The organism is Pseudomonas sp. NUPR-002, assembly GCF_056322725.1.
In genome coordinates, this window is record NZ_CM150476.1 from 2,213,423 (window position 1) to 2,227,190 (window position 13,768).

Below are 13,768 nucleotides of genomic sequence, written 5' to 3' on the forward strand. Positions count from 1 at the left end.
CGTCCTCGAATACGGGCGCGGAGGCGCTCAGGCGCCGGTCATTGCCGCGGCTTCACGCAGCGCGGGACGCTGGCTCGACAGCGCCTGGTACAACGACTGGCCGATCTCGTTGGCGCGCATTGGCAGCACCGAGAGCAAGGTGTCGCTCAGACCGTGGGAGTTCTCGCAGAAGCCTTGCAGGTAGACCGCTGCCTGCAGGTCGTCGCTGGCCAGGGCGCGGTAGTCGCGGTCGACCACGAAGTCGTGCAGGTGCTGTTGCAGCGGCGCCAGCAGCTCGCGGTGCGAGCGACGCTCGTAGCCGGTGGCGAGGATTACCGCGTCGTAGCGGTGGGTCTGCAACTGGTGGGTGGCGAGGTCTTGCAGGGTCAGTTCGATGCCTTGTGCGGTGGCGGTGGCGCTGTCCACCTGGCGACGGCAGAGCACGGCGTGACGGAACTGATGCGCGACTTTCTGGCGGTAGAGAATGCCGTAGATGCGCTCGAGCAGGTCGATATCGACCACCGAGTAGTTGGTGTTGTGGTACTCGTCGATCAGCTTCTTGCGCTCAGCCTGCGACTGGTTGAACACCAGGTCGGTGTATTCCGGGGCGAACACCTCGTTGACGAACGGGCTATCGTCGGCAGGCTTGAGGGCCGAGGCACGCACGATCATGTCGACCTTCACCGACGGGTAGCTGTCGTTGAGGTCGATGAACGCTTCGGCGGCGCTCTGCCCGGAACCGATAATAGCGATGCGCATCGGCTTGCCTTCGGCGCAGGGCAGGGCTGCCAGGCTGCTCAGGTAGCGCGAATGGTGGAACACTCGTGGGTCGCCTTTGAACGCGGCGAAGGTGGCGGGTACTTTCGGGGTGCCGCCGGTGCCGACCACCACAGAGCGGGTCAGGCGCCGTTGCTCCTGGCCGTTGCCGTCACGCGAGATCAACGCCAGGTGCTTGATGCGGCCGGCGTCCAGCACCGGCTCGATGCGCAGCACTTCTTCGCCATACACCGCCTGGGTGGCGAAATGGTCGGCGGCCCAGCGCAGGTAGTCGTTGTACTCCAGGCGGCAAGGGTAGAAGGTGCCGAGGTTGATGAAGTCGACCAGGCGCTGCTTCTGGTGCAGGTAATTGACGAAGCTGTAGGGGCTGGTGGGGTTGCGCAGGGACACCAGGTCTTTGAGGAAGGAAATCTGCAATTCGCTTTGCGTGGCCAGGGTGTTGCCGTGCCAGCGGTAGTCGCGCTGTTTGTCGATGAACAGCGCATCGAGGGCGTAGCCGTTGGTTTCGGCCAGTTCTTCCAGGGCAATGGCCAGGGCCAGGTTGGAGGGGCCGAAGCCTACGCCGATCAGGTCGTGGAGGGTTTCGCGGGTGCGGTTCTGGCTCATGGGGCAATTCCTCGGGTTGTCGGAGGTGGGGCGCCTGGCGGCGCCCGGGTCCTGCACACGTACACCGATAGAACGAGCCGTCAGCCGTGGAATTTAGCGTTGTTGTCAGCGTGCAATTCGCGCACGACGCGGAAACTGATCCAGTCGCCGCGATCTTCAGGGTAGGTTTGGTTGCGATTGGCGGAACGCGAGAACACCGGTGCCTCGCCCCAGTCATTACCGCGCAATTGCATCAGTTCGCAGTGAGGTTCTTTCCAGGCGCTGCCATCGCTGGGTGCGCCGACGTAACTGTCGTGGTAGCAGTCGGCGGTCCATTCGTAGACGTTGCCATGCATGTCGTACACCCCGAAGGCGTTGGGCGCAAAGCTGCCTACCGGGGCGGTGTAGCTGAAGCCGTCCTTAGGGCCGTAGACGTTGGCGTGCTGGCTGATTTCGTAGTCGGCGCCCGGGTCCATGGGGAACGGGAAGGGGCCGGTGCTGCCGGCACGGGCGGCATATTCGCGCTCGGCCTCGCTGATCATCCGGTAGGTGTGGCCGGTTTTTTTCGACAGCCAGGCCACATAGCCCTCGATGTCTTTGTAGCTCATGCACACGGCAGGGTGACGGTCGGCGGTTTTCGGGTCGATCTTGTAGCTGGGGATGCTGTTGGTGCAGCGTCGGCCAGGGCGGTCGTCGCCGTCGGCAATCACCGTGCCGGTCTGTTTCAGGTACGCCTGCCATTCACCGGCGGTGACATGAAAACGGCTGATGGCGAAGGTGTCGCTGAACGTCACCAGGTGCATCGGGCCCTCGTCGGGCTGACGCCCGACTTCGTTGTCCGGACTGCCCATCTGGAAGCTACCGGCGGGTAGCACGACCATTTCCGGGCAGTCTTTGCAGTCTTTGAACACCTCGCCGGGCTTGTGCTCGTGAGCGGCATAGGCGGGGGTGGCGAGCAGGCAGCCGAGCAGGCCCAGCAGTGCCAACGGGCGTGACAGGTTCATGGACATCGTGCGGTTCCTTGCGTTGATGGGTTCATAATTTTTTTTGCAGCAGGGCAAGGGCGCGATCGATTTCCTGCTCGTTGTTCAGCAGCCCCGGCGCGGTGCGGATCACCGGGCCGGCATCGCGATAGACGGCATCGACCATCACCTTGTTTTCGATCAGGTAGTTGGCATACGGGTCCTGGTCTTCCTGCTTTTTGACCCGGAAGAAGGTGAAGCCGGCCGAATGCTCGCTGCTGAGCGGGGTCACCAGCTGCAACTGCGGCAGGTCCAGCACCCGTTGTTTGAAGTAGTCGTTGAGCTGATGAATACGCGCTTGCACATCGGCCTTGCCCAGTTGCAGGTGCAGCTCGAAGGCCTTGCCCACCGACCAGCGATGTTCAAAGCTGTGGTAGCCGCCAGGGGTCATGATGGTGGCGAAGTCTTCGTCTTCGGAGAAGGTGGCAAAGGTCGGCACCAGGTGGGCTGGCATTTTTTCCGTGGCGGCGCAGATCAGCCCGGTGCCGCGCGGGCCGAACATCCACTTGTGGGTGCCGGCGATAAAGTAGTCGCAATTCAGCTCGGCAAAGCGCATGTTCTCGACGCCAAAGCCATGCACACCGTCGACCACGAAGATGATGCGGCTCTGTTCGTCACGGTTGCGGTTGTGCTTGCGCACCAGCTCGCCGATCTGGCCAATGGGCAATTTGACGCCGCTGCCTGAGTGCACCCAGGTCATGCCCAGCACGCGGGTTTCGGGGCGGATGGCCTGGTCAATAGTGCTTAGCACCTGGTCGGTGGAGATGTTCCATGGGTCATCGAACAGGCGCAGTTTGCGTACCTTGGTGCCCTGGCGCTTTTCGCGCAGGTCGAAGGTGGTGTTGGCCGAATAGTGTTCGTGTTCGGTGGTGAGGATTTCCTGATGTGCGGCCAGCTGCAGGCCGCCATAGATCATGCCCAGGCCTTCGGTGGTGCTGCCGGTCAGGGCGATCTGCCGGGGTTTGACCTCCAGGTAGCGGGCCGCCCAGTCGCGTACTTCGGCTTCACGCTTCCATTCCGACTGGCTGTGCCAGTCCATCCACTTGGCCGGGTTGCGGTCCAGCTCGGCGCGGTAATGGTCGATGCTGTCCTGCACCGGTTTCGGGTGGGTGGTGATCAGAAAGTTGGAGAAATGAATCACCTCAGGCGTCTGCGGGAACAGTTGGCGCAGGTTGCGCCACTTGTCTGCGCCGTTCAGCGGCAGTGCAGGGTTTGCGGCCAGGGCCTGGGGTAGCAAAGGCAGGCTGGCCGCGAGCAGGCCTGCGTGTTTCAAAAAGGTACGGCGATGGGTCATGAAAGGGCGTCCAGATCAAGGCTGAGTGGTGCTGGCGACAGGGTGTGCGGCTTTCTGTACCTGCTCCCAGACGCGCAGGAAGTTCCCGGCCCAGAGCTTGGCAATATCGGCTTCGGAATAGCCGCGGGTGAGCAGTTCGGCGGTGACGTTGCGGATTTCGCTGACATCCTTCCAACCATTGACGCCGCCGCCGTCGTTGAAATCGGAGCTGATGCCGACATGGTCGATGCCGACCTTTTTCACCGTGTAGTCGATGGCGTCGGCAAAGTCTTTGAGGGTAGCTTTCGGTTCTTCGTCGACGATGCCGTACAGGCTGCCGGCGTATTCGCCAAAGCGCGACTCAGGCCAGATGGCGATTACCGCATCGCCCGGCATCAGCGCGTTGGCCAGGCCTTGCAGCGGTTGCAGGTCGAACTTGGCGCGCATGGCTTCGAGCTTGTCCAGGGTTGGCTTGCTCAAGGGCTTGAGGTAGGTGCCGAAGGCCACCACCTGGATCACGCCGCCACTGTCTTTGATCAGCTGCATTTCTTTGTCGCTGAGGTTGCGCGGAATATCTACCAGTGCGCGCGGCGCCGAGTGTGAGGCAACCATCGGGGTACGGCTGAGGCGGGCGACATCCTCCAGCGCCAGGGTCGACATCTGCGAGACATCGATGATCACGCCCAGCGCGTTGAGGCGCTTGACCGCTTGTTCGCCCAGCGGTGACAGGCCGCCGAGGGCATCGGCGGTGTCGTTGAAAAATGGCAGCGGCCGCGAGGAGTCGGCCCAGTCGTTGTTGCCGGTGTAGCTGAAACCGAACATGCGCATGCCACGCGCTGTCCACAGGTCCAGCTGCGACAAGTCGTGGCCCAGCGGGTAGGCGTTGAGCATGCTGATGAAGATCGCGAACTTGCCTTCGCCGTTGAGTCGACGGAAATCGTCCGGGGTGTAGGCGATCCCCACCTGGTTGGGGAAGTCGCGGACCATGTTGCTGATGATCTTGTAACGCACTTCCTGCTGATGCCGAGCTTCGTCGACAAAGCCAGGGGTCGGGCGGTGCGGGGCATTGGGGCCGTTCCACAGCTCTGGCCAGCCGAACAGGGTGAGGGCCGCGCCGGACAGGCGGCCTTTACCGGCTTTGACCAGATCGAACTGGCCTGGCCCGTCCTTGTCGATTTCGTTACCGGCGCTGCCCAGGTCCAGTGGCACGGTGACATGGCTGTCGAACGACAGCATGTGCTCGTGCAGGGCGTTGGCTTGCTCAACGATCTTGCCCGGGTAGCCGGCGTTCTGTTGGGTGTAGAAATAACCGGTTGCGGCGGCGCCCACGGCGACTGCCAGAACAAGGGGCAAGCCGATATACAAGGCTTTGCGGGAACGGGGCTTAGTCTTGGTCATTGCCATCTCAACGCTGAGCGGATTGGAACGGCTTGCCCGGCGCGTGGGGGTGCCAGGGGCAAAGCTCGGGTATCAGGAGGGACGAGTGGCGGGGCGCCAAATTTAGGTGAGGCTAACGTCCGCCGGTAGGCGCGGGCTTGACCCGCGATGGCATTCGTCCTGTCACACCGCATCGCGGGACAAGCCCGCTCCTACACTCAAGTTGCGCGAGTGCTGGCCGATAAACAGGCAAACCCATCGATCAACAGGAAGATCAGCGTATGGTTGGCATCACTGCCGTTTCGAACATTGGCGCCGCTGCGAACAGCGCGACCCTCGGGACCGTCAGCATCAATGGCGGCCTACAGAACCCAGCGGTGCCGGCAGAAGGCGAAGCGGGCACTTCGCCGCTGAGCTTTTCCGGTATTCAAGACGGAAAAAAAGCCCAGTCCAGCGCCGCCAGCGAAAGCAGTGAGAGCTCCGAGCCGGCTCATATCCAGCAACTGCGCAAGATGATCGAGAAACTGAAAAAGCAATTGGCCGAACAGCAGAAACAATTGCAGTCGATCATGACCAGCAAGATGGAAGCGACCGCCAAGGCGACCGCGGTTGCTGCTGCGCAATCAGCGGTCAGTACCACCATGGGCGCACTCATGACAGCCACCGCGCAACTGGCCGAAGCCCTGTTGAAAGGTGGTGGCGGTGGTGCGGGCAGCATGGTCAGCACCAGCGCGTGAAGGGCGGTGGGCCTGGCGCCGCGCGCACAGGCCCTGGTGTTCAGTCGGCAGGACGGTTCTGGCTACGGTCGGATTTGTAGCGCATGGCCACGGCAGGCGCCGGTTTGGTGCTGCCGGTTTCTAGCCATTGGCGCATCCGGCTGGCGTCGGCGAAGTGGGTGTACTTGCCGAAGGCATCGAGAATCACCATCGCCACCGGACGATTGTCCATTTTCGTCAGCAGCACCAGACAGTGGCCGGCATCGTTGGTAAAGCCGGTTTTGGTCAGGTCGATGTCCCAATTGCTTTTGTTGACCAGGTGGTCGGTGTTACGAAAACCCAGGGTGTAGTTGGGTTTGCTGAACGCCACCGTCCGCTCGCGGGTGGTGCTCAATGCGCGCAACATCGGGTAATTGCGCGCAGCCATCAGCAGTTTGCCCAGATCGCGGGCGGTCGAGACGTTGCTGGCCGACAGCCCGGTGGGTTCGACGTAACGGGTGTTGCTCATCCCCAAGGCTTTGGCTTTCGCGTTCATGGCCTTGATAAAGGCGTTGTAGCCACCTGGGTAGTTGTGAGCCAAAGTCGAAGCGGCGCGGTTTTCCGACGACATCAACGTGATCTGCAGGGTTTCCAGGCGGCTGAGCTGGCTGCCCAGGCGGACCCGCGAATACACGCCTTTCATTTCCTTGTTCTGGGCGATGGTCATGGTGAGCATTTCATCCATGTTCTGCTTGGCGTCGAGCACCACCATGCCGGTCATCAGCTTGGTCACCGAGGCGATAGGCAGCACCCGGTCGGCATTGTTGGAGTACAGCACTTTGTTGGTCTGCAGATCGATCAGCAGAGCAGCGCCGGAGGCCAGGTGCAACTTGGCAGGATCACGTTGCACTTGGGCAGGGGGTTGCGCAGCAGTGGCCGTAGGGACAGTCGCGGTACTGGTGAGCAACAGCAGCAGGCTTAGAATCGAAAGGGAGGTTTTCACGTCGAGGCTCACTAAAAGTTGGTATTTCGTTGGCTGTGCAAGGGTTTTCCCCCAAAAAAACGCTCGCATTCTGGAGTATGGCCTAGAGTCTGTCGATTGGCCTGTGATCGTTGGGGCAAAGATGAAGGAAATTTAATGCTGTACCTGGACAGAATGCCCGAGCTGCCCAGCAATGAATGCCAGGTGCATGCCTGGCATGAGGCACATCGTGGCATAGGCGTGTCGGCAGTCGTACTGAAGGTGCGGGCGAAGAAAAAACAGCCTGATGATTTTGAAGGTCAAATTTAGTGTTGGGGGCATGCAAATAGCCAAGAGCTATTCGGCGGGGGACTTTTATTTGCTTTTGAAGTCTGGGATGGTTGTATCTGGCGTTGCCAGAGAGGGCACGAAACCAGTGCCCTTCTTTGTGGCTTTGTTAGTTTTGCGCCTGTGTAGGCCGGTGATTCATGAGAATGTCTTGCTTGCGTTTAGCTTCTGGCAAGTCATTGATGCAGTAGTTTATGTAGTAAACGTGGAAAATGAATGTGTAAAACGCATTCATGCGAAGATCAATTTTATGCTCGTTAAGAGCGTATTCTTGAAGCGACGATCTTGCTTTGAAACTCCAGACGATATAGAGCACCGCGCTGGAAATTGTCAAAATGCCAGAAATAATATCAAACGCTTCCTCGCCGGTGCTGGCCAGCACGCCGCTAAGGCCAACGCAAACAGCCAGCCAGATAATGTAGGCGTCGTCTACAATCGGTTTTTTAGTAATGGATGCGATCGTTGGGGAATTTTGTACAGCCATAGTATTGAATAAATTCCGCCGGTGGCGATTGTCAAAAGCACAAGATTTAAAGTTTTTGTGTCTATGGTGTCTTTCAGTTCGGTTATTGACGACATGAAGCTTCCTTACTATTGTGGTTGATAAATGGGGCGAATCTAGTTTCTATTTCTAACCATTTATAAGTGCACGATACCGTTTTGCCATTATGGTGTCCACCCGTTGAGTTCGTTAACCCCGTCCGCTCCTCGAGTTTCGTGTGAAGCCGGATTCGGGGCTTGTCGCTCCAATCGGGTTTGGGGGAAGTCTCCTTACTTGCTTTGGCAACTAGAGCGTCTAGGGCAGCATTGCAGTGTCCCGCAACCAGTGCGTGAGATCGGCATCGCAAACAGAGTGGGAGCGGGCTTGCCCCGCGATAGAGGCTTGCTTGCTACATCGTTTCGCGGGGCAAGCCCGCTCCTACCGAGATAAGCTCGTCAGGCACCTCCCCTCGCTTCGATAGGTGCTTGTGGCTTACAGCAGTTGGCCAATAAAAAGCCCCACCAAAAGGCGGGGCAAGGGCTGTGCGGAGCAACGCACGATGAATCTGGTGGGCCTTTTACGCGTGAAGGCTGTGGTCTTGCAGTTGGCAAGCCAGGGACTGCGCGGCGCTCAGGGAGGTCAAAGGCCCGGAAATGGTTTCGCCATTGCGAGTCAGGTACCACACCACCAGCAGGCCCAGTTCTCTGAACGGGGCAGGAACGGCGCTGCCGATGACGGACATGATGGTGATAGGGGTCATGGGACTCTCCTGCGATTCATGGGGCTACCTTACGTCGCGTCGCTGGCGGTTTGAAATCGACCGAGGTGATAGTGCTCATCACTGATATCGACCCGGCGGTGCATAATGCGCAATCGATTGCGAAGGAGAATCCAGTGCCCCACGTTCCCAGCAAAGACACCGTTCTGTGCATTTCCCTGGCCGGTCGCCCCGGCACCTTTGGTGTGCGCTTTCACAACCACCTGTATCAACAGCTGGGCCTGGACTTCTACTACAAGGCCATGACCACTCACGACCTGCCGGCTGCGGTGGCCGGGATACGCGCGCTGGGCATTCGTGGCTGTGGCGTGTCGATGCCGTACAAAGAGGCTTGTATGGCATTGGTCGACGAGATCGACCCGTCGGCGGCGGCCATTGCCTCGATCAACACCCTGGTCAACGACGGCGGCCAGCTCAAGGCCTACAACACCGACTACCTGGCCGTACGTCAGTTGCTGGAGCAGCATCAACTGGCGCCAGACACCGCGTTTGCCCTGCGTGGCAGTGGCGGCATGGCCAAGGCGGTGGCTTGTGCGTTGCGTGATGCTGGCTTTACGCAGGGCATCATTGTTGCGCGCAATGAACAGGCCGGGCGGCAACTGGCTGACAGTTGTGAGTATCGTTGGCAGGCTGAACTGGGTGATCTGTGCCCACCCATGCTGATCAACGTGACACCGATTGGCATGGCCGGCGGCATTGAGGCTGAACAGCTGGCGTTCAGTCGTGAGGCGATTGCTGCGGCACAGGTGGTGTTCGATGTGGTGGCGATGCCAGCCAGGACACCGTTGATCATCGAGTCCGAAGGGCAGGGCAAGGTGGTGATCACGGGATTGGAAGTGATTGCTTTGCAGGCCTTGGAACAGTTTGTGCTGTATACCGGTGTACGGCCTACGCCCGAGCAGGTGGCGCAGGCGGTAGATTTCGCCCGCGCCTAGCGAGCAGCTCCTGTGGCAACTGACTTGTTCAGTGGGAGCAACTGTCTTGATCATCCTGTGTGGGAGCGGGTTTATCGAGGCGTCGAACTGAACTGGTCAAGTAATCCTGGACACCCGTTAAGGTTTACGCCGCCAGCTTCTCTGCCTCGACCGGCGACCGGTATCCGTTGTAGCTGTGAGGCCTAGTGGTGTTGTAGCGGGTGATAAAGCGCTGCACATCCATTCGGGCCTCATGCTCCGAGTCGTAGCCATCTTCGGGTACCCACTCAGATTTCAGGCTTCCAAAAAACCGCTCCATCGGGGCGTTGTCCCAGCACTCGCCTTTACGGCTCATGCTCTGCCGGTGCCCATGCTCGCGCAGCTCATTTCTGAACTTGTGGCTGGTGTACTGACAGCCTTGGTCAGAGTGAAATAGCACACCCTTGGGGCGTCCGCGCAGCTCGGTTGCCATGCGTAAGGCCGCGCAGGTCAGTTCAGCATCCGAGATCATCGAGAACGACCAGCCGACAATCCGCCGTGCAAACAAGTCCAAGACAGCCGCGAAGTACAGCCAGCGCTTACCAGCCTTGATGTACGTTACATCTCCGCACCAGACCTCATTTGTCGCCCGCACATCGAATTGCCGTTTGAGCTCGTGCGGTGCGGTCAGGGCTTCAACGCCTGAAGATTTGTATTTGTGGCGTCTGCGTTGACGGCTGCTGATCCCAGCTTCTTGCATCAGGCGGCGCGCCTTGAAGCGGCCGACTGGGTGTCCACTGGCTTGCAGCATCTTGGCCAAGGTGCGCGAACCTGCCGCCCCTCTCGACTCACGATGATGTCTGATCAACTGGGCCTTGAGTTTTTCCCGTCCGGGGTAACGCCGGTCCTTACGCTGGCGCCAGCAGTAGAAACTGCTGCGGCTGACCCCAAGCACCCGACAACACTCATTAACGCCGTATTGCTCACCCAGCTCATCGATCAACGCGAGTGATCTTTGGCGTCCAAAAGCAGGAGAGCGCTGGCCTTTTTTAGGATTTCGATATCCCGGTCTTTCTGCTTGAGCAGGGCTTTGAGCCGTTGGATTTCCTGCTGGTCTGCCGTTATTGCCTTGGCACCCACAGGGGTTAAGCCTTGACGCTCCTGGCGCAGTTGATCGACCCAACGACGCAACGCTGTAGGGCCAATGCCTAAACTGGCACAGACCTGTGGAACTGATTGGCCTTCGTCCAGCACCATGCTGGCCGCCTGTAGCTTGAAGTCACTCGAGTAAGAATTACGCATATCCAAACACCTCAGGTTTGGGCGCCATCATAGCGCCCGATTGAGGTGTCCAGGATCATTAGGCCAGTTCAAACCGCCACGAACACGGGCGGAGCCCGTGCCATCCACCGCAGTGTTTGCTTCGCGGGTAAATCGGGTCGCCGCACCGCCGCTCCCACAGATAGGGCAGCAGGTCTTGGCAAGCGGCCTGACGGATTCCGCCTTGGGTAACGGGGTTAGTTCAGTCATCAAAAGATATCAAGAGCAGCGACTACAGTGATACAGGATGCTTCCTGTGTGGTCCTGGGATATTTCCTACATAACGTATCTGTGAAATACGATATAAATAGAAAAATTAAGTTATTTACTGAATAGAAGAAATGTCGGCCAGCGAACAACTGGTTTTTCCTCTGTCCTCGTTCCCTGCAAATAACCGTTGATGATCGCAACGGTCGCAGACGCCTCTTGGTGATTTTCAACGCTACGGACTTGTTCGAAGGGTCTTTAGGTGTCTTGTGTGGAGGTTAAATGGATCGGTTTGTCGAAGTGTCCCTGTCTTTTCCCGTTATTATTTTTAGCTTCGTTCTATGCGTTGCTATTATTTATTGGGTTGTCGCTATCTTCGGCGTCGCTGAAGTTGAGTCGTATAATGTCGACGCCGATGGAGTATTCGATGGATTAGGCGGGTTGTTGATGAGGGCTGGACTTGATGGCGTTCCTCTTACCATAGCATTCACCCTGGTATCACTGTTTGCATGGTTGGGGATTTACCTTCTCGATATATATTTCCTAGAACACATTCCATCGGGAATTGTATCTTTGATTGCTGGTCTCAGCGCTTCCGCTGTAGCGGCGGTTGTAGGAACGTTCATTGCAGGATTACTGCTTAAACCATTGCGCCCACTGTTCAAGAAGATCGCTGCACCCACCGCAAAATCAATAATCGGTCACATCGCAACTGTTCGAAGCGGTTCGGTTACCGGCGAAGAGGGTGTGGTCATTCTTGAAGATGGTGGCGCTGGCATGATCCTCAACGTCCGCACAATGAACGGCGCAACTTTCCTCCGCGGTGACCGGGTGGCGCTACTGGAGTATCAAGCGGAGAGAAACTGCTACATCGTTATTGGCGAAGAAGACTTCAATCGTTAAGACGACCCTGACTAATACTGCTTAGGAAAAATACACTATGAATGATTTAATTGCTCCATTCTTCATTGGGATCGTGGTGGTTGTTGTCTTGCTGGTTGGCTCGCTCGTCATGTTCAAGGCTTTTTATCGCAAGGTTGACCAAGGCATTGCCCTGATCGTGAACGACCTTTCATCCCACCCAAAGGTCCATTTCACCGGCGCGATGGTCTATCCGATCATCTATCGTGCTGAGGAGATGCCTCTGCGTCTGGTCCCAATTGAACTGTCACGCCGGGCTAATGAAGGCCTGATCTGCCAAGACAACCTACGCGCCGACATCGATGTTGTGTTCTACGTTCGCGTGAATGAAAGTGCAGATGACGTACTGAAAGTTGCAAAGGCTGTTGGTGTTCAACGAGCGTCTGATCCTAGGGCGATTCGTGAGCTGTTTCAGGCCAAGTTCAGTGAAGCCCTCAAGTCGGTCGGGCGTCAGCACGACTTGCTGGATCTGTTTCAGAACCGCCTTAAATTTCGCGACGATATTGTCACGGCCATCGGTAAAGACTTGAATGGCTACGCGCTGGAGGACGTCGCAATTGACCATCTCGAGCAAACTCCGCGTGAACATCTTGACCCCAACAACATCATTGATGCCCAAGGCATCAAGACCATTGTGGAGTTAACTTCTGCGCAGAACATCAATACTAATGAAATTGAGCGAACGCGTGATCTGAAGATCAAAGAGCAGAACGTTGACTCCAAAGAGAAAGAGCTGGAGCTTGATCGTCGTCAGGCTGAAGCTCAGGCGAAATCCAAGCAGGAAATCGCCGAGTTGCAAGCGCGCGCTGAGTCGGCCTCTGCGATCGTAGTGCAAGAGACTCGCCTCGCAACCCGCCAAGCCGAGGTCGACACCGACACCAAGATCCAAGTGGCAGAGGAGGGCCAGACCCGTGAGGTGGAGTTGGCCTCGGCCTCTCGCCGCGCTGCCGTTGTTGTTGTCGAGGAAGGTGTGAACAAGGCTCGCTTGTTGGCAGAGGTCGAAAGCAAGCGTGAAGTGCAGTCCCGGCAGATCGATGCCGATGGCGAGGTCGAGAAGAAGAAAACCGAGATTGCGGAAGTCGTTCGTGAACGAATTGCGATCGACAAGACGGTTGCGATTGAAGAAGAAGCCATCAACGAAGTTCGTGAAGTCAGCGCGGCCGACCGGCTGCGCCAGGTCCGTGTGATTGAAGCTGAAGCTAAAGCACAAGAAAGCAAGGTTTCCACGGTTGCAATGGCCGAGGCCGAAGCTGAGTCGGCAGAGTACCGTGCACGTGCAGTGACCACCACGGCCGAAGCTAAAGCTCAAGAAAGCAAGGTTGCGACGGTTGCAATAGCCAAGGCCGAAGCTGAGTCGGCAGAGCACCTTGCACGTGCAGTGACCACCACGGCCGAAGCTGAACTGGATGCAGCGCAGAAAGGTGCTGAGGCCAAGAAAGCAATCGCGCAGGGCGTCGAGGCTGAAGCTGCTGCCCCAGGCCTGGCCGAGGCCAAGGTTCGTGTCGCAAGTGCCGAGGCTATCAAGGCAGTGGGTACTGCAGAAGCTGAGGTCACCGAACTTCGAATGGCATCCGAAGCTCGCGGCCGTACTGCCTTGGGTGAGGCCAACGCAGCAGCCACCAAAGCTGAAGGTCTTGCTGAGTCAGCGGTGATTGAGTCGCGCTACACCGCAGAGGCGAAAGGTCTAACTGAGAAGTTCCAGGCCCTCAATAGTCTCAGCCAGGAGGCGCGCGCTCACGAAGAGTTCCGCATGGAACTGCAATCCACTCAAGAACAAGTGCTTGCTCAGGTTGCTGTGTCAAAAGACATCGCTCAGGAAAGCGCTGCCGTCCTGGCGGCGGCTTTGGAAGGTGCCAAGGTCGAGATCATCGGCGGTTCGGCTACCAACGTGTCCGAGCAACTTGCGGCCGGCCTGGGTATCGGCAAATTGTTCGATGGCATGGGCCGTAGTCCTATTGTGCAGGGCGCCATTGGTGCGCTGGCTAGCCGTGGTGCGGCTACGAAGCCTCCAGTGGCCCCTCGCTCCGAGCCTAAAGCAGCGTCCTAGGCGTGTCTCACTCCCGGTTCGCCGGGAGGTTTTATTTTCTCTATCGGATGTGGCATGCCCTCGACTTGAGCGGACATACCCCTTCCAATTCAGCCGAACAGGTC

The 13,768-nt window shown here is 58.2% G+C and carries 13 protein-coding genes; 6 read left to right on the top strand and 7 right to left on the bottom strand.

Going from position 1 to position 13,768, the window contains the following annotated elements; all coding sequences use genetic code 11:
* Positions 1 to 27 precede the first annotated feature (27 nt).
* The 4 genes from ACVWSC_RS10110 to pvdM form a co-directional block, all read right to left on the bottom strand.
* Positions 28 to 1,362, bottom strand: coding sequence for a lysine N(6)-hydroxylase/L-ornithine N(5)-oxygenase family protein (locus ACVWSC_RS10110; RefSeq protein ID WP_442113501.1), 1,335 nt, complete (start codon positions 1,360 to 1,362; stop codon positions 28 to 30).
* Positions 1,363 to 1,442: 80 nt separating this feature from the next.
* Positions 1,443 to 2,345: a dihydropyoverdine dehydrogenase gene (gene pvdO / locus ACVWSC_RS10115; RefSeq protein ID WP_442114285.1), complete on the bottom strand. Its 903-nt coding sequence runs from the start codon at positions 2,343 to 2,345 to the stop codon at positions 1,443 to 1,445.
* A gap of 31 nt (positions 2,346 to 2,376) precedes the next feature.
* Complete coding sequence (pvdN, locus tag ACVWSC_RS10120; RefSeq protein ID WP_442113502.1) at positions 2,377 to 3,657, bottom strand: pyoverdine-tailoring periplasmic protein PvdN; 1,281 nt, start codon at positions 3,655 to 3,657, stop codon at positions 2,377 to 2,379.
* A 15-nt stretch (positions 3,658 to 3,672) separates the two neighbouring features.
* Positions 3,673 to 5,034, bottom strand: a complete 1,362-nt coding sequence (gene pvdM / locus ACVWSC_RS10125) for a pyoverdine-tailoring dipeptidase-like protein PvdM (protein ID WP_442113503.1) — start codon at positions 5,032 to 5,034, stop codon at positions 3,673 to 3,675.
* A 260-nt stretch (positions 5,035 to 5,294) separates the two neighbouring features.
* On the opposite strand from pvdM, the gene ACVWSC_RS10130 reads away from it, so the two are divergent.
* Complete coding sequence (locus tag ACVWSC_RS10130; protein WP_442113504.1) at positions 5,295 to 5,750, top strand: hypothetical protein; 456 nt, start codon at positions 5,295 to 5,297, stop codon at positions 5,748 to 5,750.
* 40 nt (positions 5,751 to 5,790) lie between these two features.
* Here ACVWSC_RS10130 and pbpG read toward each other — a convergent pair whose 3' ends face one another.
* The gene (gene pbpG, locus ACVWSC_RS10135; RefSeq protein ID WP_442113505.1) at positions 5,791 to 6,711 is read right to left on the bottom strand and encodes a D-alanyl-D-alanine endopeptidase; all 921 of its coding nucleotides are present in this window, start codon (positions 6,709 to 6,711) and stop codon (positions 5,791 to 5,793) included.
* A gap of 135 nt (positions 6,712 to 6,846) precedes the next feature.
* On the opposite strand from pbpG, the gene ACVWSC_RS10140 reads away from it, so the two are divergent.
* Entirely contained in the window at positions 6,847 to 6,999 is a 153-nt protein-coding gene (locus tag ACVWSC_RS10140; protein ID WP_442113506.1) for a hypothetical protein, read from the top strand.
* A complete protein-coding gene (locus ACVWSC_RS10145; protein WP_442113507.1) occupies positions 6,977 to 7,513 on the top strand; it encodes a hypothetical protein in 537 nt (178 codons plus the stop codon). The genes ACVWSC_RS10140 and ACVWSC_RS10145 overlap by 23 nt, the downstream gene beginning before the upstream one ends.
* Before the next feature lie 562 nt (positions 7,514 to 8,075).
* Here ACVWSC_RS10145 and ACVWSC_RS10150 read toward each other — a convergent pair.
* Complete coding sequence (locus tag ACVWSC_RS10150) at positions 8,076 to 8,258, bottom strand: hypothetical protein (RefSeq protein ID WP_442113508.1); 183 nt, start codon at positions 8,256 to 8,258, stop codon at positions 8,076 to 8,078.
* A 134-nt stretch (positions 8,259 to 8,392) separates the two neighbouring features.
* Between ACVWSC_RS10150 and ACVWSC_RS10155 the strand changes: the two genes are divergently transcribed.
* On the top strand, positions 8,393 to 9,211 hold the full coding sequence (locus ACVWSC_RS10155) for a shikimate 5-dehydrogenase (RefSeq protein ID WP_442113509.1): 819 nt from the start codon (positions 8,393 to 8,395) through the stop codon (positions 9,209 to 9,211).
* 124 nt (positions 9,212 to 9,335) lie between these two features.
* Here ACVWSC_RS10155 and ACVWSC_RS10160 read toward each other — a convergent pair.
* A protein-coding gene (locus ACVWSC_RS10160; RefSeq protein ID WP_442108379.1) for an IS3 family transposase occupies positions 9,336 to 10,471 on the bottom strand; the annotation gives its coding sequence in 2 pieces (ribosomal slippage) (positions 9,336 to 10,198 and positions 10,198 to 10,471; 1,137 coding nt in all).
* Positions 10,472 to 10,978: 507 nt separating this feature from the next.
* On the opposite strand from ACVWSC_RS10160, the gene ACVWSC_RS10165 reads away from it, so the two are divergent.
* Positions 10,979 to 11,599 (top strand): hypothetical protein, encoded by a 621-nt coding sequence (locus tag ACVWSC_RS10165; RefSeq protein ID WP_442113510.1) that lies wholly within the window; start codon positions 10,979 to 10,981, stop codon positions 11,597 to 11,599.
* A gap of 37 nt (positions 11,600 to 11,636) precedes the next feature.
* A complete protein-coding gene (locus ACVWSC_RS10170; protein ID WP_442113511.1) occupies positions 11,637 to 13,664 on the top strand; it encodes an SPFH domain-containing protein in 2,028 nt (675 codons plus the stop codon).
* The last annotated feature ends 104 nt before the right edge of the window (positions 13,665 to 13,768 follow it).